This is a genomic window from Stieleria marina, assembly GCA_007741555.1.
Classification (GTDB): Bacteria; Planctomycetota; Planctomycetia; order Pirellulales; family Pirellulaceae; genus K23-9.
The window spans coordinates 1988045-2010344 of record CP036526.1 but is presented as its reverse complement, the minus strand read 5'-3'; the positions used below and the strand labels follow the sequence as shown (position 1 = coordinate 2010344).

Here is a 22300-nt window from a genome sequence, read left to right as displayed (position 1 = left end):
GAGCGTTTCAGTTGCGAAGCCTAGCGAAGGTTGCCATTTCATCCCGAAGCGAATTCTTGTCGAACGATTTTGTCATTGAACCCTGAGCTTGCGAATCAGTTGACTCCCGATCAACCAGCCGCCAATCAACCAACCGCCAATCAGAAGGCGATTGTGCAGAGCTACCAAACGCTGCCCAATCGCTACGACGAAATGGTTGGCAACGATGGAACCATGCGCGGGCACTGGGCGATGTGCGCAAGAGAAATGGATTCGCTCGGCTGGGAAGGCCTCAATCGGCGAGCACAAGCAGTCGAAAAACTGGTACGAGAGAACGGCACGACGTTCCAAATTGACGGCGACGCCGATCAACAACCGCGTCCCTGGCAGCTTTCAAGCACCCCGGTGGTGATCGACTCCGCCAGCTGGAGCATTGTCGAAGCGGGTTTGAAACAGCGAACGCGTTTGCTTAGCAAAGTGCTGGACGATTTGCTCGGTGAACAGCGTCTTCTCCGCGAAGGAATCATCCCGGCAGACCTGCTGTGGTCCAATCCCTATTTCCATCGCGTTTATCATTCGCTGCAGACTTCGACGCATCGGCTGCACATCACTGCGACGGAAATTGCTCGCGAAGCCAACGGCAACTGGCTGGTTCAAAGCGACCGCACGCGGGCGCCAAGTGGACTGGGCTACCTGCTCGAAAACCGGATCATCACCAGCCGGATTTATCCGCACTTGATTCGAAATACGAAAACCAAACGGATCGCCAGTTTTTTCAACTCGCTCCGCGATCACCTGCGATCCTTAGCGGTCCGCGAACGCGAAAACCCCCGCGTCGCGCTGCTGACGCCAACCTCCGGTGACTACCGACAATTCGAAGACGCGTATCTATCTCGCTACCTTGGATTTACTTTGGTCAAAGGGGCTGACTTGGCGGTTCGCGGTGGTGAACTGAATCTCAAGACGCTCGGAGGCTTGCTGCCGATTCAAGTGCTTTGGCGGCATATTTCCGATCGCAACTGCGATCCATTAGAGCTCGCCCCCGAATCCGCCGACGGTGTGACCGGGCTGGTGGGCTGTTTACGCAGTGGCCGCATTGCGCTAACAAATGGACTCGGCAGCGTGCTGGTCCAAGCTCCGGCATTGATGCCGTACCTGTCGGCCGCGTGCGAGTATTTTTTCAAAGAACCACTACGCCTTCAAAACGTTAAGACCTATTGGTGCGGTAGCCCGACCGACTTGCAGTACGTCAAAGACAACTTGGATCAGCTGCTGATTCGCCCGGCCTATCATATCGTCGGCGATGCTCCGGTGTCGGCCGCCAATCTTTCGGCCGCCGCACGAAGCGAACTGCTGGCCGCCATCGAACACCGACCGCACAACTACGTCGCTCAGCAGCACCCGACTTACTCAACTGCGCCTGTGTGGCACAACAATCGATTAGAACCCTGGCACGTTTCGATGCGTTGCTTCCAGCTCAGCACCGCCAACGACGTCGAAGTTCTCCCTGGTGCTTTGGCACGGCTCAGCGACGATGAAAACGACTTGGACCAAACGCCGGCATCCGGACGCTTGACCCAAGACTGCTGGGTCCTTGGCGAAGAAACGGCGGACGACCAAAACTCGCTTCTACACCCTGCATCGGCCCCTGTCTCGCTGCGTCGCAGTGGTGACGAACTGCCTAGTCGTGTCGCCGAACACTTGTTCTGGATGGGCCGCTATGCCGAACGGGCCGAAGCCATCGCCCGACTTTTGCGCACCGTGCTGCTCAGGCTCAACGGAGAACGCAACGCTGACGAATTAAACGAACTTCCGCGTTTAGTCGCGGCCCTCGCTGCGATGGGACAGATCGATCCGGATTACGCGATTGATTTCTTAAACACAAACTTCCCACGTCCCGAAGACATTCTCCCGCGATCGGTTTTTGATCCCAGCCAGCCGCGCGGTTTGGTTCGGACCATCGAACTGATGCAGCGAAGTGCTATGTCGGTTCGCGACCGCTTGTCGCTGGACGCTTATCGCATCGTGCAGCGGATTTCGGATCTTGCAAAATTGCCCATCGATGTCGATGACGACGGCGCGAATTTGATCCGCTTAGACGAATTGATTTCGGCCTTTCTGGCACTCGCCGGCGTAACGGCCGAAAGCTTCGTGCGAACCCACGCGAGACAGTTTCTGGAACTCGGTCGTCGCATTGAGCGTTCCGACCATACATCCGAATTACTGCTTGCCACCATTTCTTGGCCGGCCAAAGACGATCGTGTTGTCTGCGAATCAGTGCTTGAAACTTGCGATTCGCTGATGACGTACCGCTCGCGTTACATGAACCTAGTACGCCTCGCCCCGGTGATCGACCTTTTGGTAACCGACGATACCAATCCACGATCGTTGCGATTTCAGATGGACGAAATCGTCGAACTGCTTACTTCGCTGCCATCCGTTTCACGTACGGTCGGCGCTGGCCCCGACGAACGAATCGCTTTGGCGCTGAAACATGAATTGGTCATGGCAATCCCTGCAGAACTTAGCAAACGGTCACCCAACGGGACGCTTCGACAACTGGAAGATAAACTGCGACGAATCATTGATGACCTGCCAACACTATCCGATGCCATTTCCGCGCGTTATTTGATTCACACTGGCCAACAGCAGACTTTGACCGGGGTGGCCACGGTTTTACCGGGGGAATGAGATGACCGTTATGCAGAACCAAAATTCCGAAGTGCGCTATCGCATCGAACACAAGACGTCGTACGCGTACAGCGAACCGGTCGCGGTGTGTCAAAACCAAGTCCGCATGATGCCAGCTCCACGGCCGAACCTGACTTGCCATTTCACACGATTAGACATCTTGCCGCTGCCCGATAGCAGCGAAGAACATCAAGACTACTTTGGCAATCGCGTTTTGACGTTCGCCATTGAATCAACGCATCAATCACTCGAAATCGTTGCCCATAGCGACGTGACTGTTCACGCCCCCACCGTGACACTGATCGGCCCACCGACCAATACTGTCGGCCCGGGAAAATCGAACATAAGTGATGTCGGCCAACCCTGGGAATTGATCGCTCAACAGATCCAATCGGCCGACACATTCGATGCAATGATCGATCAACAACGGTTTGATTCCCCCAGGATCCGCCGCGTGCAGCCGTTTGCGGACTACGCTTTCAAATCCTTCACACCAGGACGCGGAATCCTGGAAGCCGCCTTGGATTTCACGCGCAGAATCTACACCGACTTTCGCTACGACACGTCGGCAACTAACGTCGACACGCTCCCCGAAGAAGCGTTTGCGGCCCGCGCAGGTGTTTGCCAAGACTTTGCTCAATTCGCGATTGCGTGCCTGCGTTCCATTGGCCTGTCGGCCAAGTATGTCAGCGGATATTTGCGGACTCTCCCGCCAGTCGGTGCACCGCGGTTAATCGGCGCGGACGAATCACATGCTTGGTTCAGTATTTACTCGGGCCCTCGACACGGCTGGGTCGGATTTGATCCAACAAACGGCACTGTTGCCGGAACAGACCACATTCCGATTTCGATCGGACGCGATTACGGCGATATCAGCCCGATGTGTGGCGTCGTGCTCGGTGGCGGCCAGACTACGCTGAAAGTCAGCGTGGATGTACAACCGATCGCGATGCAGCAACAACAAGCTATGCAGCAATGACTTAACCCATATCATGATGGCCGTTTTATTTCAGGCCTACAAACACGGTGTCGGTGCAGCGTCAATTCCTTTTTATTCGACGCTCTACCATCCCCTGAAACCTCCTCTTAAGCGTTTGACCAAGTTATGCCAGACACTAAACAATCAAAATCGACAAACCATGCTCTCCTGGGTCCTCTACCAACGGAGCTTCGTCGACACCTGCTCCACACGCTGGGTCAAAACGAAAAAGACATCAGCCCCAATTATTCGTACCAAGCCGCTGCGATCGCTGTTCGAGATCGGATCAGTCAGCCATGGCTCGATACTCGCGAAAAATTCGCAGAAACCGACGGGCGTCGCGTTCGGTATCTCTCGCTTGAATTTCTACTGGGGCGATCGCTCAACAATGCCGTCCAAAACCTAGAATTGGATGGCTCCATCCGCGAAGCACTGAATCAGTACTCACTGGAACTCGAAGAAGTCGTCGAACAAGAACACGACGCCGGCCTGGGCAACGGTGGTTTGGGACGGCTTGCAGCTTGTTTCTTGGACAGCTGTGCCAATCTTCGCCTGCCGGTTGCGGGCTACGGCATCCGGTACGAATTCGGCATGTTCCATCAACACATCGAAAACGGCCACCAAGTCGAAGCTCCCGACCATTGGCTGCGAAACGGCAATGCTTGGGAAATTGAGCGAGCCGAGGACACCAAGAAGGTAAAACTTTACGGTCACACAGAGCGTTACCGTGATGAAGATGGCGTAACACGCAGCCGCTGGGTCGGCAGCCACGACCTCCTGGCCGTCCCATACGACATGCCGATTCCTGGCTACCGAAACAACACGGTCAACACACTCCGACTTTGGAAGGCCGCGGCGACGGATGTGTTCGACCTAAAAGAATTCAACGCCGGCAGTTACCCCGAAGCCGTCGCTGCACAGAACAATGCCGAACAAATTTCGATGGTGTTGTATCCCAACGACGCTAGTGAAAACGGCAAAGAACTGCGACTCAAACAGCAGTACTTCTTGGTCTCCGCTAGTCTGCAAGATGTCTTGCAGGAATGGGTGTCCAAACACGGCAGTGACTTCACCGACTTTGCTGAAAAGAACTGCTTCCAACTCAATGACACGCACCCCGCGTGCGCCGTTCCTGAATTGATGCGGTTGCTGGTCGACGAGCACCACTTGGACTGGGACGATGCTTGGTCGATCACGTCCAACTGCATGGCATACACGAACCACACGCTCCTTCCAGAAGCCCTGGAGCGATGGTCGGTCGCTCTGTTCAGTAGCCTGCTGCCTCGACTGCTTGAAATCATCTACGAGATCAACGAGCGATTCTTGTCGCAAGTCGCCAAGCAATACCCCGGCGACAATGACTTGCTCAAACGAATCTCGCTGATCGAAGAAGGCGACCAGCCGCATGTACAGATGGCTTACCTCAGCATCGTCGGCAGCTTTTCGGTCAACGGCGTTGCCGCCCTCCACACTGAATTGCTCAAAGACGGACTCTTCGCTGACTTCTATCGCATTTGGCCTGACAAGTTCAACAACAAGACCAATGGCGTGACCCAGCGACGATGGCTGTCGCACTGCAACCCCGGTCTGCGTGATCTGTTAAACGACACGATCGGCACGGAGTGGGAAGCTAACTTGGAAGGCATCTCCGAACTCGCAAAGCATGCTGACGATGCAGCGTTTCGCAAGCGTTGGCTAGCAGTCAAACAGCACAACAAAGAACGATTGGCCGACTACGTGTTCAAGAACACAGGAGTCAAATTCGATCCGTCCGCGTTGTTCGATGTCCAAGTCAAACGAATCCACGAGTACAAACGGCAACTGCTAAACGTCTTGCACGTCGTCCATCTCTATGACCGCATCTTGCGAGGAGAAACCAAGGGCATGGTTCCTCGCTGCGTACTGATTGGAGGTAAAGCAGCCCCTGGTTATCACCTGGCAAAATTGATCGTCAAACTGATCAACAATGTCGGCAGTGTGATCAACAACGATCCGAAAGCCAACGAACTGCTGAAACTGGTTTTCTTCCCCAACTACCGCGTTTCGGCGATGGAAGTCATCTGTCCCGGCACAGAACTCTCCGAGCAAATTTCAACCGCGGGCAAAGAAGCCTCCGGCACCGGAAACATGAAATTCATGATGAACGGTGCTCTGACAATCGGCACATTAGATGGAGCCAACATCGAGATTCGCGAAAAAGCCGGCGAAGAAAACTTCTTCTTGTTCGGCCTGGACGCTGCCGAAGTGGTCGAGCTGAAAATGGACTACGATCCCAACGCGATCATTTCCGCTGACGCGGAAATCCACCGGGTCATGGAGATGATCGAAGGAGGCACGTTCAATAAGGACGAACCAGGCATCTTCAATGTCCTGACCAACGGCCTTCGCAATCCTCAAGATCAGTGGCTCACGATCGCGGACCTGCGTAGTTACATCGATGCACAACGCGAAGTCAACGATGCCTACCAAGACGTCGAAAAATGGAACCGCATGAGCATCCTGAACACCGCCACAAGTGGATGGTTCTCCAGCGATCGCACGATCGGTCAGTACGCTGACGAAATTTGGAAAGTGAAGCCACTCCCCAAATCGTAGGCCTCTACTGCGACTGTAAGCGAACAGACCCGCTGGCGAGAATCCGCCGGTGGTTGACGATTCAATAACAGGCGGTGATGAACCGTCTCGCATCTCACGAGAAATTACCGATGGCACTTCACGAATTGGCTGGCAAACCAGCACCACTCGATCTGCTGGTCAACATTCCTCAGTTGGTTTCGGCGTACTACACGCAGCGGCCCGACCCAAACGATTCGACCCAAAAGGTCAGCTTTGGCACGTCCGGCCACCGTGGAAGTTCGCTTTCCAACACGTTTAACGAAACACATATCGCTGCGATCTGCCAAGCGATTTGCGAATTTCGAATCGAAAACAAAATTGACGGACCTTTGTTTTGCGGGAAAGACACTCACGCGCTGTCGGAACCCGCCTTCCAAACCGCCATCGAAGTCTTCGCTGCCAACGGTGTCGACGTCGTGATCCAAGAGGGACTGGGTTACACGCCTACGCCCGTGATTTCTCACGCGATTTTGGGTCACAACCGTCAGAGCGGTAGTAAGTTGGCCGATGGCGTTGTGATCACGCCGTCACACAATCCGCCCCAAGACGGTGGCTTTAAATACAACGGTACCAACGGCGGCCCCGCTGATACCAAAACAACCACTCAGATTCAGAACCGCGCCAATCAGATCGTCGCGTCGGGATCCACCGATGTAAAACGATTGCCTTTCCAGCAAGCACTTGCCGCCGCCACGACTCACTCGCGCGACTACATCACGCCCTACGTGGATGACCTTGATTCCGTCGTGGACATGAAAGCCATCGCGGCGTCTGACTTAAAAATCGGCGTCGATCCGCTGGGCGGCTCTGGCATTGGCTACTGGGAGCCAATTGCTGCAAAGTACGGAATCGATTTGCAAATCGTGAACCCCAAAGTGGATCCCACGTTTGCGTTTATGACGGTCGACAAAGATGGCAAGATCCGCATGGATTGCTCATCACCGTACGCGATGGCAGGTTTGATTCAGTGGAAAGACAAATTCGACATTGCCTTTGGAAATGACCCGGATTTTGACCGTCACGGGATCGTGACTCGATCTGGACTGATGAACCCCAACCACTACTTGGCGGTCGCGATTGACTACCTCTTCCAACATCGACCGCAGTGGGGCGACGACGTTGCAGTCGGCAAAACGCTGGTATCAAGTTCAATGATCGATCGCGTCGCGAAACGACTTGGTCGCCGGCTTTGCGAAGTTCCCGTTGGATTCAAATGGTTCGTCGACGGGCTGCTTGATGGCTCGCTCGGTTTTGGTGGTGAAGAAAGTGCCGGAGCTTCGTTTCTTCGCAAAGACGGCACCGTTTGGTCGACTGACAAAGACGGCATGATCCTGGCATTATTGGCGGCCGAGATCACTGCGACGACAGGCAAGAACCCGTCGGAGCACTACAAAGCACTTCAGGCTGAATTTGGCAGCCCCGATTACGCTCGTATCGATGCCCCCGCGACGCCCGCCGAAAAGGCCGCGCTGTCATCTCTATCGCCTGAAGCAGTTCAGTCGACCGAACTGGCGGGCGAAGCCATTACTCAAAAGCTGACCGAAGCTCCCGGCAACCACGCGGCAATCGGTGGACTAAAAGTCGTCACCGAAAACGGATGGTTCGCAGCAAGACCATCGGGAACCGAAGACATCTACAAAATCTATGCCGAGAGCTTTCGCGGCGAATCACACTTGGCAACCATTCAAGAGGAAGCGAAGCAGATCGTGACCGCCGCGCTGAATGCGTAGTACCGTTTCGATCCCCCAAAGCGCCGCCTGGGTTTTCCAGTGCGGTGAACGGCAAATGCCGCGAGCCCTGTTCACGAACGGCAAGGCTCTGTCGTGGCACTGCATTAACCACATGTTTACTCGGCAGCTTGATTTAGGCGGCGTTCGCTTGGCTGCTTTTCTCCCGACAGTGTTTCACCCGCCTGCGGTTTTGCAGATCGGTTTTGCTCAGCATCGCTCGACGTACGATTGGTGCCCGACGCGTCCTCTGCTGGTTCGTCATCTTGCTCCGGGACGGGTAAATTGCCTGGCCCGGGATGATCCGACGGCGGCATGGCATCGACGGTGGTGGCTTGTGCCAGCGGATCCAACCCCATGGTTGCCTGCAATTCTGCCAAGGCGGAAAACCATTGCTGCTGTGCCTGAATCAGCTTGATTTCGGTTTCGTACGCTTTGGTTTCAATCAGATTCAAATACAGCAGGTCCACCTTGCCCTTGGTAAACGCAAAGCGATAGCGGTCTAGCGTATCGAACGCTGCACGCAGTGACAAATCAGATTGCTCAACCACTTGGGCATACAGCTCCAACGAAGCAAAACCTGTCCGCAGATCCGTGACCACTTTGTCCGTCTGCAAACGAATCTTCTGATCCAGCTGAGCCATCTTGGCCGTCGTTTGCTGGATTTTTCCGCGTGCTTTTCGACGTTGAATTGGCAACTCGCCCTGCAGTCCCAGAATGACCAAGAACTCGTCCTTGTCATCCTTCGACGAAGCGTCCGCGCCCATGTCCTGAGAAGCTTCTGCGATCAGGTCCACCTGTGGCAGTGTTTGGTTGCAGGCGAGCTGGTAGTCGTACTGCAACTGCTGACGCTTCAAACGCAACAACTGAAACTCCGGACGTCGCTCAATCGACGCCATCACAGACGATTCAAAATCCGGTCTCGCTGGAACCTCGGTGACAGGGAATTCTTCGGGCAACCAAGTATCCTCCGGCATCATCGGCTTGCCCATTTCGTCTCGCAAGAAGAGGGACAGCTTGAATGCGGCTGCCTGGTATTTCCGACGCACTTCCAACACTTTGGCTTGTCGCTCGGCAAGCAACTGCTGATTTAGGATCAGGTCGATCTCAGGAAACTTGCCGGCACGAACGCCAACTACAAACTGCTCATTTCGCTTTTGAGCCAACTCAAGCAGCTCGCGCTGAGCTTTCAACACGGTGCCTTCAGCAACCCACTTCCAGTAGGCCAGTGCGGCATCACGCGATGTTTCGATGATGATTTGCTGCACTTGTGGCGCGGCCGCCTTGCGACTGACCGACGCTTGAAACACTTCGACGCGTTGCGGATCGATCGCCCGTCCTTGCAGCAATGCCTGTTGCCATGATGCCTTTAGTTCGCCCGCTTTGTCGGTCTCACGCTCTTTGTACCAAGGTTGAAATTCTCCTCGGCCAATGCGATAGCCTGCCGAAAGATATCCGCCCCACCATGTCTGTCGTGCGACGCCGATACCGTGCCGGTAATTTTCATAATAACCAGTTGGCTCGTTGAGCGTGTATCCTTTTACTTTCGTGTCGTACCATCCGTACGCTGATTTCAACTGGCCATTGGCAATTTGGTACTCCAGTTTCGACGACGCCACTTCTGGGTACGCGTGGTAGACGCTGGCAATCACGTCCGCCAGCTTCAAAGGCCCGTTTGCATCGCTCGCATCAACCGCAATCGGCACTTCAGCAGCATGCGTCGTAAGATCGTTGTCCGGTTCGACGTCAAGTGCTTCCACCGGAACGCTGACCAACGGATTGGACTCGGAGTTCGCCCTTACCTCGGCCTGACGATTCACCGGAAACGCGATCGCACTTTGTGGTGCGTCTGGCAACCCTGCCGAATCGCCCTCTTCGATCAAACCATCGCTTGCGCGAAGCGCCTCGATTGGCGTCGTCTGCGCGGTCGCCCGCAACCCCGATGGTGGCTGCTCAGCAACAGTTTGCGATGCACATAAAGCCAGCCACGCGGCCGTGAAAGCCGAAGGCAATTGTCGAAGAATCAAGGAGCGTTGACGGAGCATCTGTGCTAGCAAATCACCAATGAACGGCCCATGAAAAGCAGAGGGCGGTAGGTCAATGATCGGCAAACCAACAAGACGCTCTGAGCCTATCAATCGTTCTAACCCGTCACAAACGCAAACTTTCACACGCGCATGTGTCCGACGTGTTAGGCCAGGAAATCCACGTCGACTTTGACGGCCGATTCCTAAGAGGCTTCGCTTTCAAAGCCATCTAAGCTTTAGGCAGTTTCACCTTGCTGCCCTTGTCGTCCTTGGGTGCCTTGTCGTTGACGGTTGGCGGAAATCCATTCAGTTGCCGCCAGACTTCGTATCCAAGTGCGACTTCGTCCAACAGCACCCAACCGTTGGCCCGTACGCCCTGACGCAGATAACGTCGATCGGGCCACGCACTGTCGCTTTCACCGCTGGTGTCGGGCGTAACGACTACACGAAAGTTCCCGACCCCATCATCGGTCGGAAACACACGATTCACGCGTCCACCGAACGTCCCGACGGCGACCGATGGCCAACCGACAAATTGCACCGCTGGCCAACCTTCAAACTGAAGTCGGACGCGGTCGCCTTCGGCAATCAAGGGCATGTCATTGCCGCTCACTTTCATTTCGACCGCCAGTTCATCCGTGTCCGGTACGATCACAAACAATCGATCGCCTTCCTTTACCGAGTCGCTTCCGGCTTGCCCCAACCAGCTTTGGATCAGTCCGCTCCGCGGTGCTCGCACATCCAATCGATCGAGTTCACCGCGTTTGTTACGCAGGTCGATCAACTCTTTTTCGATCGTACGAAGCTTGCTGATCACTTCCAACACTTTTTGGTTGGCGGACCGATTCTTGATGTCGATTTCTTGTTTCTTCGATTCGATCTCTTCTTCCTTTGCCGCCAAAGTTCGATAGGCCTCTTCGACGGCACTTTCAGATTTCAATACTTTTGCTAACTGCGATTCGACGGCTCGACGTTTGGAAAACAACTCTTCGCGAGACACCAATCCCTTTGCCGCGACTTCTTCCGCGATACGCAATTGGTTGCGTTTGTCGTCAAGTTCAGCCTGCAACGCGACCACCTCGTTTTTGGACTGCTCCCATTTCTGGCTCGACGACAAATACTCTTGATTGAGCGATTCGGCCAAACTTTGCCCGCTGCTAATCTGCAATTTCGCGGCCTGTTCAGCTACTTCCAAGCTGGAATTGCCAATCGCCAATTTGGATTCGATTGCCATGACTTGCGTATCGATCTGCTGCACCCCTTCTGCTGCATACGGTGTCAACCGAAGCACCAGTTCATCTTTTTCGACATAGCTGCCTTCGCGAAGCCCCGGTTTGACATAGCTGATCACTCCTTTGGACTGACTGTGGACCGGTTGCGGACGTTCTTGCGGATCCAACGCAACAACCACGCCGGTCCCCGCTGCGGTCTGACGCCACGGCACAAACACGAGCGCCACGATCGACACGACCAACATCAGCGTCGTCAACTTGCCAACCAATCGCACCACACGACCGGTGCGCACCAATTGCAGAGCCGGAAATTCACTAAACAACGTTTGCTGCTTACTCATGCCTTTACCCTCACAGTCACTCGATCACGACAAAGGTCAGCGACATCTTGGCGATTGGTCGAAACGATCAAAGTCCAAGGTTTATCGTCACCGCTGATGGCTTCCCACACGCGTCTCCTGGGGGCATCACCAAGCGGATCTAAGAGTCCGTCAATCAACACCACCGAAGGTTCGCTTGCGATTGCGCGGGCGATCATTAGCAAACTGGCCTGAGTCTTGGTCAGCGGATAACCGCCGGTCTGCAGGATCGATTCAACACCGTCGGACAGTCTCAGCACACCATCCCAAAGCCCAATGTCTTGCAGAACTTTTCGGATTCGATCTCGCCCCACATCATTACGGCCCAGAGCCACATTCTGACGCAGCGTACCATTAAAAATCTCGACATCACCGGCAAAACCCACGATTTGCCCTTCACCACTTGGACCAGCCTGCAATGCATCGGCACCCGCGATTTCGGCTAGCCCACGTTGTGGTTTTACAAGCCCGGCCAAAACACGCATCAACGCTGATTTGCCGTGCGGACATTCACCAACGACTGCCACTCGGCTGCCTGGCTGGATCTCCGTTTCGGGGATTTCGATCGTCTGAGCACCCGCGACCAATGTCAGCGTATCCCACCGGACTGCCCCCGCGCCGTCGGGCTGCAGGACGCTTTCGCGTCGATCATCGATGGGAACATCCAACAAGTGCCCGACCTTATCAATGCCTGCCATCAAGTCGTAGAACTTCTCCAGCGACTTGCCTGCTTTTGCAAACGCGCCCACCACGACGGTCACCACCAATTCGCTGGCAACAAGCTGCCCGAGCGTCAATTGCCCACGAATGACCAGCCATCCTCCCAGCCCCAACAGCACGGTCGACGCGACGACTTGAAGCCCAACAGCGAACACGACCTGCCGCAAAATCACTCGAAACTGACTCTTCCGCGCGATCAAATAGTCCGTAGCAAGTCGGTTGGCGTGATCAATTGCATATGTTTCGCCCCCGTTTACCTTAAATGCAGTCGGCAGTGCGATCACGTCTTGAAGCCAAGCCACGATTCGGTACTTCGTGATGGACTCTTCGATCGCCGTCCGCACACCACCACGCCCCAGCACCACCAACACAATGATCATGGTCAGCAGCAGGACAAGATCAAAGCCCAGAAGAAAGGGGTGGTAAAACGCCAATAGCAACAGCCCCAACATGGTTGTCAGAGCCAGCGAAACGCCATCCATCAACAACACGGACGTTGCTTTTTGAATCGTCATGATGTCGAACACGCGATTGGCAAGCTCGCGAGGATAACTGCCTTGCAGTGCTTGTTGATTGGCACGCGGGAAACGATGGGCTAGATCGCCGACGATCCGAACTAATTGTCGTCGCTGAATGATCTCAGTCACCACTGTCTGCAAAATCTTCATGATGCCCGACAGTCCCAAACACGTCAGCAACAACAGCGACAGCACCAACAGCGGCTGCCAATAAGTGCCCCAGCTGACTACATTGACAAGGGATTCGATTGCAAGCGGAGTCGCCAACGAAAGCACGCCGCCGACGAGAGCGAACAACGCCACCATCCACAAATCTCGACGATCCAAATTCAGCAATCCCATGAATCGCTGAAGCGGCGACATATGATCGTGATCATCATCGCCACCAGGCGTCACCATGCCCAACGATGACAATGTTGCACATTCGAGCTCCTGTTTGGCGACCAGCATTCGCTGCCCGCTGCTGGCCTTCAGAAGTCGGCTGAGCCGCCTCCGAGAATAGCTCTCTACCTGATTCGATGGCAACGATACGCCGTCCAACTTTCGACCGGTTCGCGACTTAAGAACATGAACCGCCTGACTCCCATCGCAGATCAAGACGGGATATCCTTCGGAGATTAAGTCAAAGATCTGGTTCGCGTTGATCAGCTTGGCTTCTTTGATCGAAATCCCAGCGTGACGCCCCGCGATCATCAATCGCTCTAGCTGATCGTCCGTATCGGCTGCCTTGCCCAACCCATCAGCAGAGAACCCGCTCCGTTCGACAGGGATCCCCAACGCATGGCCCAGCTGCGACACAACCATGTAGATGGTGGCATCACTGATCGCCTGCCGCATGCCCGTCGCAGATGGTGAATCTGGCTGCAAAGAATTTGCTTGATTCATCAGTCGCAGTTTTCCTAATTTCTCCCTCAACGAAACAAATACCTTCCCTCGTCCGCCTCAGAGCAGAATCGACGCAAACGAAATCCTCAATCAGGAAAACTGCGCCAAGATGCTCGGAGCACGCCAGAAAATCGTTCAGCTACTGTTTTTCTGCCGTGTTCCACCAGATTTTCAGGTCAGAAAGCTGCGGCGATCCTTCACGGAGAAAATTGCCCACAGCAATATCCAAATCGCCATCGTCGTCAAAATCCCCCGACTCAACCGAAAGGTGCTGGTGCGTTTTTGCTTCGATCTGAAAGGGGCTGAATTTAAATTTTGGCTGCTGCCGAAGCAAAACCACCGACGACGTATCTCGGCCCTTCAGCGAATCCCTCACTGGTTTGGCCAGCAACGATACCGCAACGACATCCTGGTCTCCGTCGCCATCGAAATCGCCTGCGGTAGCATTCAGCACGCCCGGCATCAGCGCCAGCGAATGATGCTGGTACGGAAACGAACCTTGGTTTTCCAACCACTGAACCGAATGGTACGGCTTGGGACCACGATCAAAGGAATCGCCGTTGGTATACAACACGTCCAAGTCGCCGTCGCCGTCCATGTCGACCAGTTCAATTCCACTGGAACCATAAGCCGGATCGGGTGCCTGATACAGGACGTGGTCTTCAAATTTGCCGGTTCCATCATTGATAAACGCAGCGACCACCTCCTGGTCCTGGCTGATCAAAGCGACGAAATCCAAATGTCCATCGTTGTTCAAATCGACCGGCGGAACATGCACCGGCCCGTGGCGATCATCCACTTCGCGAAGGCTAAACGGTTTGTCTTTTTTCTGGTCGACCCCTTCATTTTGCAACAAGAAGGTGCGGCCTGTTTTTCGCCATCCAAAGGCGGCCACCAGCAAATCGATATCACCGTCGCCGTCGAAATCACCCGGCCGAACATCGCTGACGCGGCTAAGTCCATCTTGCAAAACGATTTTTTCAAACCTCTCTTCCCCATCAACACGCCGAAGCCAAATGACTTGCCCAAGATCGCTATCGTCCGCATTGAATTCGCCGATGTCAGCGACGATCAAATCCAAATTCCCATCGGCGTCCAGATCACACGCTTCGACGTGAACCGGTTGAAACAACGTCGCCAATCGCAGCGTCGGCGCGCCCTCTTCTTGAGGCCAATGTGCTTTCACCGCCCCCGTCCCGATGTCGCAGTACACAATCGCAGGCGAGTCCTTCATGCCAATCTCCATCCACTTCAGATTGGTGATTCCCGATGGACGCGAATCCTTAAAAAACACTTCGCTCACACGCATCGCAATGGGCGAGGGCGGATAGTCGTCGATCGACACGGGCAACTCAAGTCGCTTTGGGGCCTGCAGCTGAAAGTACTTCAACACATCATCCTGATCAGGCACTTCCAAGTCCTTGCGGCCTGATGTGCGGTAGAGCATAAAACCTTGCTCGACTTCATCACGCCACTCGGCCTGAGAAGAACTGGTCGGGCGTGGTGGAACATGACAATCACCACAAAATGCGTTTACTTTGGGACGCATCAACGCCACGAACTGCTCCACCTCCGCGTCGCTCATCAGCGCAGCGACCGCGGGCGTGATCGCTAGATCATTGCCGCTCTCCGCTAGGGCAACTGCTGACTCATTTGCATGGGATGCAGTGTCGCTTGTGTCGTCAGCCGAATCAGCAGAGGCAGATGAACTAGCAGCAGCTGGCTTCTCAGGAGACGACGATCGATCTACAGAACTCTTGCCAGAGCACCCCATAACGACAACCAGCGGCAAAGCGGCAAAGAAACACAGTGTTTTCATAGACCCGTTTTTCAGCGACCCAGAATAATTAGTCTTCTAACGAACACTGACATAGTAACGTGTTGACCAGCTTTGCCGCAGCAAGGAGGTCAAACAAAACGCCGGCCTACTGCTGAACCGCCTCCCGGCTTCCCGCGGACGGCATCTATGTGACAATACAACAGAATTGCGTAGCGTTTTCTTTCGTCGCAGACCGTGCCTGCATGGAAGATGCCCAATCAAACATCTCTCCGCGGACGATTCCCTGAATGCCAGACGCCACTGACATTGCCGCCTCGGTCCGTCAACCGCCATCGAGCCCTTCAGAGATCAGCTGCCAAGCGGTTTCGGTCACGTTTGCCAGTGGAACCACAGCAGTTGACGATGTGTCGTTGCAGCTGGAGGCCGGAAAGATTCACTCGCTCATCGGCGCAAGCGGCTGTGGCAAAACGACCCTTCTAAGATCGATCGCCGGACTGCAAGCGTGTACCAAGGGCCGTATTGAGTTGTCGCCACCTGCCATCAGCGAGCGTGGGGAAATTGGTTTTGTGTTCCAGCAACCGTCTTTATTGCCTTGGTTGACGACGGTCGAAAACGTCATGCTCCCACTGGAATTGCTTGGTGCCTACTCACGCGACGAACGACGAAAGAGGGCAACCGAAATATTGCACTCAGTACGACTTGCCGACGCCGCCGACCGCATGCCCAACCAACTCTCAGGCGGCATGAAAATGCGAGTGTCCATTGCAAGAGCTCTGATCACACGGCCCAGCGTGCTGCTGCTGGACGAACCTTTTGCGGCACTTGATGACCTGCTCCGCGAACAGCTCGGTCAACTGTTGCGGTCGCTATGGAATCAGTATCAGTTCACCGCCGTCCTGGTCACTCATAACATTGCCGAATCGATACTGCTTTCGCACCAGATCGTGCTGATGCACGATGGCAAAGTCCAACAAATCATCACCAACTCGCTCCCGGAACCACGTGTCCGATCCATCCGCACGTCCCCTGAGTTCGGCAGATTCTATGGCCAAGTTAGCGACCAACTTCGCGCAACGGCAGATTGGGAATCCAGTGATTTAGACTCAAATGCCCGGAACAATGGGCCACAGGACAACGATGAATTAAATAACACCGGGGAGACATTCCAGTGAACCGCCCCAAGCAACTTGCAACCAACGTCCTCTGGGTCATCAGCGTCGCAGCTGTGGGGATCGTGATCTGGTGTTGCGTCATTAAGTTTTTCGGTCTGTCAAAGATCTTACTGCCCAATCCTGTCCAAGTTGCCACCGCGGCAATCGAGCATCGTTCAGAACTTTGGCAGGGCACGATTGCGACAGGCTTGGCTGCAGCGATCGGATTGACTTTTGCTGTCGCGATCGGGTTTCTGATCGCCGTCGTGTTTAGCCTCTCGCGAAAGATCCGCATGGCATTCTTTCCCTACGTCGTCTTTTTGCAAACCGTCCCGATCGTCGCCATCGCTCCGTTGCTGATCATCTGGAGCGGCTATCGATTTCGCACGGTAGTTATGATCACGGTCATCATTTGTTTGTTTCCGATCATCAACAACGTGACGGCCGGGTTACTTGCAGTCGACCGCGAACTGTCCGATCTGTTTCGGCTTTACGGAGCGGGCCGCAGCAAGAAACTTCTCCGACTGCAGATCCCGACCGCTGTTCCTCACCTGATGGTCGGCGCCAAAACCAGCAGCGGACTCGCCGTGATTGGTGCAATCGTGGCGGAGTTTTTTATCGGCAATGGACAGAACGCGTCGGGACTGGGCGCTCTGATGCAAGACTGGCAGGCGTACTACAAAACGGACGCCTTGATTGCCGCTCTTTTTGCGTCCATGTTGGTAGGACTGATCCTGTTCGGCGGCGTGCGGTTGATCGGCGCGACCCTACTACGGAGATGGATGTGGGTCAGCGGCGCCATCGAGAAAACATAGTCGGCACGTTCAAACTACAACGCAGCGCGTTAACACGGTGCAACCGAATCATGAAATTCCTTTCGTTCCACTTTGCCGTTGCTCTAGCAATCACTTTGGCATCAGGATGCAGCCGGTCCACCGCGCCGCCGATGTCGACCACTCGATCGATCGTGACGGTGCAATTGAATTGGAAAGCCGAATCGGAGCATGGCGGACTTTACCAAGCACAAGCTGACGAACTTTATACGCAAGCTGGTTTGACCGTCGCGATTACTCCGGGTGGCATTAACGCACCAATTGGCCCAGAATTGGAACTCGGACGCTGCCAGTTTGCGATGGCAAATGCCGACGATGTCGTGCTACTGCGCAACGAAGGCGTCGACATCGTCGCTGTGCTGGCTGCCATGCAAAATCATCCTCGCTGCATCATGGTTCGTGCTGACAGCGACGTCCAAACGTTCAAAGATTTACGCGGCACGACGTTCCAACACGGCCCCAGGCCGTACGTCGAATTTATGCGTTCGCAAGGGTTGCTCGACCAAGTCAACGAAGTGCCTTACCAAGGCAGCGTTGCCCCGCTGGTAGCCGACGCTAACGTCGTGATCCAAGGCTACTCGTTTTCGGAACCTCTGCTAGCAGCCGAGCAAGGCGTCGAAGTTCGGACCATGATGGCCAGTGAACTCGGTTTCAATCCGTATTCCAGCGTTTTGGTGACCACTGGCAAACTGATTCGCGAGAACCCAACGCTTGTTCAACAGTTCGTCACCGCAACGCGAACCGGCTGGCAGAACTACTTAACCGATCCAGCAAAAGGCAATGCCTTGATCTTGGCTGACAATCAGCAGATGACTGGCGCGACACTGAATCGTGGCATGAAAGAACTACGCAAACTTGCTCGCCCCGATGATCTGCCGCTCAAATCCGTCGGGCAAATGTCGCCCGAACGCTGGTCCACACTGGTTGAGCAACTGATCGAATTGAAGCTAGTTGATGCGGACAAAGTGATAGCATCAGACTGCTACAACATCGATTTTCTGTAGCAGATAGGCTGACGAGCCACGCCGCGCGATGGACACAAACTAAGCCGCGCGACGGACATTGCCAGTGCCACGATGAATGCTTGGCGAAGGACCGATGTGGTGCCCCAGCGTATCGATCTCCAACCGCAATAGTCGCTCTGTAACATCGGCTGCCGACGGCCGCGACGACGGATCTTCGCTGACCATTTCTTCGACCAGTTGGGCGACCGGAGCGAGTACGACGTCATTGGCGAGTTCGATGTGCGTCAGACACTTCCACAAAATCCGTCCAAGCGAAAACACATCTGCCGCCGGCATCGCCGCCATGTTTCCCTTCATCACCTCAGGCGCGGCGTACTCGGGTGTTCCTCGAAATTGACTGCTATCAACTCGATGAATCTGGGAGGCAAACCCCAGATCGATGACGGTGACATGGCCACGCGGGCCGACGATCGTATTTTCGGGTTTTACATCGCCATGAATCCATCCCGTCGCATGCAGGGCGGTTAGTGCTTGTGCGATTTGGCGAGTAATCCACAGCGCGACGGGCAGCGGCTTGGCCACTCCGGCCAGACTCTCTTGCAACGTCACGCCTTCGATAAGCGGCGTTACCAAATAGGGCGATGTCCCAGTTGCCGAAGCATCGAGAACCGGAACTAAATTTGGGTTGGAGACTTTCTCTGACGCGGCAGCGAACTGAACAATCTGACGAACGTTCTCCGCGTTGTTCGTCGTGTCGACGGCACGCTTGAGCACGTAGTCCCATCGCGGACTGCCTTCCGCATCAGCGGGCTGCGCGAGCGTTAGCTCGGAAGTTCTGCCAGAATGAATCTCACGTCCCAATCGCCAAATCCCCAGCAGTGCGGGGCGTGTCGATGCGGATACCTGAGTGGGGGTCTGATTTGGATTCACGGCAAATTCGTCATGGCGAGAAAAGAAACCGCTGCCTACCGAACGAGCCATCGCAGAGTTTGGCGTCCGTCGATCGAGTCGTGCAGCACAGATTCTGCATCGACGCTTGGGCAATGCCGATCGAACCTAGCTATGTTAAGCGTTAAAGTCTTCGGAATTGAAACGACCGCCAATTCGTGCTCTCAATCGATCTGCAGCGAAATTCCATAAAACTCGCAATCACGTCTCAAACGCCCGCGTGGACCATTGGTCCCAACAACTAAGTTGACTTTGACGATTGGGTTGTTTGATCAAACAACCAACTGAAAGCCCTCGAACTGAAAAGCTGCAGCTGATCACAATGCCTAACCATTCCCCAGCTCAACCAAGCGACTTCAATCCCTATCAGACAACGCTAACCAATGCCGACCCAAAGGATCAGTTCGGTGACCTTAGTTTTGTTATGCTCACGATCGAAAAGCTGGCGACTTGGCAAAAGATCACAGCATCCGCGATGACGCTTTTCACGGTGTTGATGGGATTCTACTTTGTTGCCATGCTGGGCATCGGAGGTGGAATCGGTGTCATGGAAATACTGGCAATGATGGTCACGATTGCGATCTACTTTCTGACACTTTGTCTGCCAACGTTTCTACTTTGGAAAGCTTGCTTTGCGACAACTCGCTACGCCCGAACTGGCACGTTAGAAGACCAAACTCAATTTGCCGCCGCACAACTACGGTTTTGGCGTTCGATCGCTCTCGTCGCGGCGATCAGTATTGCGTTCATACTGTTTTCGTTCGTGATGACGATGATCGCGTTTAACAGTAACTTTTGACAACTCGCTTTTGTAAATACATGCGATGGCAAAACCGTCTCATCCGAGCACCGCAGCCCCCACCCTGGTTGCGCACCGCGGAGCTTCACACCAGTATCCCGAAAACACGCTTATCGCATATGAGTCCGCCGTAGCCGCGGGGGCAAAGTTCGTCGAACTCGATGTCCAGCTCTCCCAAGATCAGGTTCCCATCCTGCATCACGACCAAGACCTCTTGCGGATGACGGGGCGCGCCGGCGATATCACACAACTCTCTGCCGCTAAAGTGCTCAGCCATCCCGCAGGTTATCCCGAACGGTTCGGCGAAACGTTTCAGCACAATCGTCTTGTATCACTCGCTGACTTTTCCCAGTGGATGTTGCAGCATCCACACGTCACCACCTTTGTCGAGATCAAACGTCAAAGCGTCGAATTTTTTGGTGCGGAGCTTGTTGCCAATCAGGTGCTTGCCGCGATGGAACCAATTCGTGATCAGTGCGTCGTGATTTCGTTCAATGAAGAAGTCCTTGCTGCCGTCAAATCGATCCGCAGCAGCATGCCGATCGGATTGGTCCTGCGTCAGTACGACGACAGCCACCATCAAATCGCCCAAAATTTGCGACCAAGCTATCTGTTTTGCAAAACCACCCGCGTTCCAACCTCGCGTACTGTCTGGGAGGGCAACTGGCAATGGGTGCTCTATAACACAGAAACCATTGATGACGTGCTAGACTTTTATCACAGCGGTTTCGACATGTTAGAAACCAACCGCATCGTCGATTTACTCGGCCACGCCCAACTGAATGCGAATGCCTGACTCTGCCCCCGACCAAACGACCAAATCGAAATACGGTTCCGCAGGAAACGTCAATTCGGCCAACCAGTCCTCCGCCACGGTTAAACCTCACTATGACGTGCTCGTTATTGGTGGCGGCATTCACGGAGTCGGCGTGGCACAAGCCGCTGCTGCTGATGGTTACAGCGTGGCCGTGCTAGAAAAATCACGTCTTGCCGAAGGCACGTCCAGTCGCAGTAGCAAGCTGATCCACGGCGGACTGCGATATCTGGAAAGCTTTGAAATATCGTTGGTCTGGGAGAGTCTTCGTGAGCGGGAACTGCTCTTTCAACTTGCTCCAAACCTGGTCCGCCGCCAAGCGTTTTTCATCCCCGTTTACGATCGCACCAGTCGCAAACCATGGGTCATGAAACTAGGTTTGCTGATCTATTCCATCCTTGCCGGCGGTCAGAAAAACACTCGATTCCGAACCGTACCCAAAAGCGAATGGGACTCGCTCGATGGGATTGATCAAAAAGGCCTGAGAAAAGTCCTGCAATACTGGGATGGCCAAACCGATGACGCTGCTTTGACTCGCGCAGTAATGCAATCGGCGCAGGACTTGGGAGCGGACCTTTTCTACCCTGCGCATTTTCAACAAGCGACGATCGATGCCGATGGCGTTTCCGTCGAAATTGCCTTGGGCGAAGACGCAGCCGAAAAAACCGTATCCACCCGAGCAAGCGTCATCGTCAATGCCGCTGGCCCTTGGGCTAACGATGTTCTTTCTCGGATCACGCCCAAACAAGAGCCCTTTGCCGTCGACAATATCCAAGGCGCGCACATCGAGTGTCCCGGCGACATCGACAAAGGATGCTATTACGTCGAAGCCAAAGACAAGCGGGTGGTGTTCGTGATGCCATGGAAGGGGCGAACGATGATTGGCACGACCGAAGCAAAGTACGATGAAGATCCTGACAAAGTCGCCGCGTTGGACCGCGAAATTGCGTACTTGAAAGAAGTCTATGAGACTCATTTCCCCAACCGCGACTCGACCGTGATTAATCACTGGGCCGGTTTAAGAGTCTTGCCAGCTGCTACGGGGGCAGCATTCAAACGATCACGCGAAACCCAGTTGCCGACCAATAACTCGTCGAATCCACGCACACTTTCAATATTTGGTGGAAAACTAACTGGCTATCGAGCGACGGGTGAAAAAGTAATGAAGATCCTCAAACGCACTCTGCCCAACCAAACGCCTATCGCCAGCACACGAAAACTACCGCTTCGAGATCCAGCATCAAATTAGGTGTCCAATTCCAAACGGTCTTTCACTC

At 54.5% G+C, this 22300-nt stretch carries 15 protein-coding genes; 10 read left to right on the top strand and 5 right to left on the bottom strand.

Going from position 1 to position 22300, the window contains the following annotated elements; genetic code table 11:
• The first annotated feature begins 75 nt into the window (after positions 1-75).
• The 4 genes from K239x_RS07095 to pgm all read left to right on the top strand — a co-directional run bounded on the left by K239x_RS07095 (position 76) and on the right by pgm (position 7995).
• A complete protein-coding gene (locus K239x_RS07095; protein ID WP_419189770.1) occupies positions 76-2670 on the top strand; it encodes a circularly permuted type 2 ATP-grasp protein in 2595 nt (864 codons plus the stop codon).
• A 10-nt stretch (positions 2671-2680) separates the two neighbouring features.
• Positions 2681-3649 (top strand): transglutaminase family protein, encoded by a 969-nt coding sequence (locus K239x_RS07090; protein ID WP_145417083.1) that lies wholly within the window; start codon positions 2681-2683, stop codon positions 3647-3649.
• A 126-nt stretch (positions 3650-3775) separates the two neighbouring features.
• A complete protein-coding gene (locus tag K239x_RS07085; RefSeq protein ID WP_145417082.1) occupies positions 3776-6244 on the top strand; it encodes a glycogen/starch/alpha-glucan phosphorylase in 2469 nt (822 codons plus the stop codon).
• Between the two features lie 110 nt (positions 6245-6354).
• On the top strand, positions 6355-7995 hold the full coding sequence (gene pgm / locus K239x_RS07080; RefSeq protein ID WP_145417081.1) for a phosphoglucomutase (alpha-D-glucose-1,6-bisphosphate-dependent): 1641 nt from the start codon (positions 6355-6357) through the stop codon (positions 7993-7995).
• 116 nt (positions 7996-8111) lie between these two features.
• Here pgm and K239x_RS07075 read toward each other — a convergent pair whose 3' ends face one another.
• The 4 genes from K239x_RS07075 to K239x_RS07060 all read right to left on the bottom strand — a co-directional run bounded on the left by K239x_RS07075 (position 8112) and on the right by K239x_RS07060 (position 15552).
• Positions 8112-10019 (bottom strand): TolC family protein, encoded by a 1908-nt coding sequence (locus K239x_RS07075; RefSeq protein WP_419189769.1) that lies wholly within the window; start codon positions 10017-10019, stop codon positions 8112-8114.
• A 229-nt stretch (positions 10020-10248) separates the two neighbouring features.
• A complete protein-coding gene (locus K239x_RS07070; RefSeq protein WP_145417079.1) occupies positions 10249-11592 on the bottom strand; it encodes an HlyD family secretion protein in 1344 nt (447 codons plus the stop codon).
• Positions 11589-13733 (bottom strand): ATP-binding cassette domain-containing protein, encoded by a 2145-nt coding sequence (locus K239x_RS07065; RefSeq protein WP_419189768.1) that lies wholly within the window; start codon positions 13731-13733, stop codon positions 11589-11591. The genes K239x_RS07070 and K239x_RS07065 overlap by 4 nt, the downstream gene beginning before the upstream one ends.
• 139 nt (positions 13734-13872) lie before the next feature.
• Positions 13873-15552 (bottom strand): FG-GAP repeat domain-containing protein, encoded by a 1680-nt coding sequence (locus K239x_RS07060; RefSeq protein ID WP_419189767.1) that lies wholly within the window; start codon positions 15550-15552, stop codon positions 13873-13875.
• Positions 15553-15800: 248 nt separating this feature from the next.
• On the opposite strand from K239x_RS07060, the gene K239x_RS07055 reads away from it, so the two are divergent.
• The 3 genes from K239x_RS07055 to K239x_RS07045 all read left to right on the top strand — a co-directional run bounded on the left by K239x_RS07055 (position 15801) and on the right by K239x_RS07045 (position 18501).
• On the top strand, positions 15801-16685 hold the full coding sequence (locus K239x_RS07055) for an ABC transporter ATP-binding protein (protein WP_145417078.1): 885 nt from the start codon (positions 15801-15803) through the stop codon (positions 16683-16685).
• Complete coding sequence (locus K239x_RS07050; protein WP_419189766.1) at positions 16682-17479, top strand: ABC transporter permease; 798 nt, start codon at positions 16682-16684, stop codon at positions 17477-17479. The genes K239x_RS07055 and K239x_RS07050 overlap by 4 nt, the downstream gene beginning before the upstream one ends.
• A gap of 131 nt (positions 17480-17610) precedes the next feature.
• Positions 17611-18501, top strand: a complete 891-nt coding sequence (locus K239x_RS07045; RefSeq protein ID WP_419189765.1) for an ABC transporter substrate-binding protein — start codon at positions 17611-17613, stop codon at positions 18499-18501.
• A gap of 39 nt (positions 18502-18540) precedes the next feature.
• Here the strand turns inward: K239x_RS07045 and K239x_RS07040 are convergent, their stop codons facing one another.
• Positions 18541-19443 (bottom strand): serine/threonine-protein kinase, encoded by a 903-nt coding sequence (locus tag K239x_RS07040; RefSeq protein ID WP_145417075.1) that lies wholly within the window; start codon positions 19441-19443, stop codon positions 18541-18543.
• A gap of 289 nt (positions 19444-19732) precedes the next feature.
• Between K239x_RS07040 and K239x_RS07035 the strand changes: the two genes are divergently transcribed.
• The 3 genes from K239x_RS07035 to K239x_RS07025 are packed head-to-tail and all read left to right on the top strand — an operon-like array spanning position 19733 to position 22272.
• The gene (locus K239x_RS07035; RefSeq protein WP_145417074.1) at positions 19733-20209 is read left to right on the top strand and encodes a hypothetical protein; all 477 of its coding nucleotides are present in this window, start codon (positions 19733-19735) and stop codon (positions 20207-20209) included.
• A gap of 25 nt (positions 20210-20234) precedes the next feature.
• Positions 20235-21005 carry a glycerophosphodiester phosphodiesterase family protein gene (locus K239x_RS07030; RefSeq protein WP_145417073.1) on the top strand — a complete coding sequence of 257 codons (771 nt, stop codon included), beginning with the start codon at positions 20235-20237 and terminating at the stop codon, positions 21003-21005.
• Positions 20998-22272, top strand: coding sequence for a glycerol-3-phosphate dehydrogenase/oxidase (locus K239x_RS07025; protein ID WP_419189764.1), 1275 nt, complete (start codon positions 20998-21000; stop codon positions 22270-22272). Before K239x_RS07030 ends, K239x_RS07025 begins: the two co-directional genes overlap by 8 nt.
• Positions 22273-22300: the final 28 nt, after the last annotated feature.

Excerpts from the sequence above, each read along its gene's own strand:
- K239x_RS07090 (WP_145417083.1), top strand. The coding sequence starts at position 2,681 with ATGCAGAACCAAAATTCCGAAGTGCGCTATCGCATCGAACACAAGACG.
- K239x_RS07085 (WP_145417082.1), top strand. The coding sequence starts at position 3,776 with ATGCCAGACACTAAACAATCAAAATCGACAAACCATGCTCTCCTGGGT.
- pgm (WP_145417081.1), top strand. The coding sequence starts at position 6,355 with ATGGCACTTCACGAATTGGCTGGCAAACCAGCACCACTCGATCTGCTG.
- K239x_RS07070 (WP_145417079.1), bottom strand. The coding sequence starts at position 11,592 with ATGAGTAAGCAGCAAACGTTGTTTAGTGAATTTCCGGCTCTGCAATTG.
- K239x_RS07065 (WP_419189768.1), bottom strand. The coding sequence starts at position 13,733 with ATGAATCAAGCAAATTCTTTGCAGCCAGATTCACCATCTGCGACGGGC.
- K239x_RS07060 (WP_419189767.1), bottom strand. The coding sequence starts at position 15,552 with ATGAAAACACTGTGTTTCTTTGCCGCTTTGCCGCTGGTTGTCGTTATG.
- K239x_RS07055 (WP_145417078.1), top strand. The coding sequence starts at position 15,801 with ATGCCAGACGCCACTGACATTGCCGCCTCGGTCCGTCAACCGCCATCG.
- K239x_RS07045 (WP_419189765.1), top strand. The coding sequence starts at position 17,611 with ATGTCGACCACTCGATCGATCGTGACGGTGCAATTGAATTGGAAAGCC.
- K239x_RS07040 (WP_145417075.1), bottom strand. The coding sequence starts at position 19,443 with ATGGCTCGTTCGGTAGGCAGCGGTTTCTTTTCTCGCCATGACGAATTT.
- K239x_RS07035 (WP_145417074.1), top strand. The coding sequence starts at position 19,733 with ATGCCTAACCATTCCCCAGCTCAACCAAGCGACTTCAATCCCTATCAG.
- K239x_RS07030 (WP_145417073.1), top strand. The coding sequence starts at position 20,235 with ATGGCAAAACCGTCTCATCCGAGCACCGCAGCCCCCACCCTGGTTGCG.
- K239x_RS07025 (WP_419189764.1), top strand. The coding sequence starts at position 20,998 with ATGCCTGACTCTGCCCCCGACCAAACGACCAAATCGAAATACGGTTCC.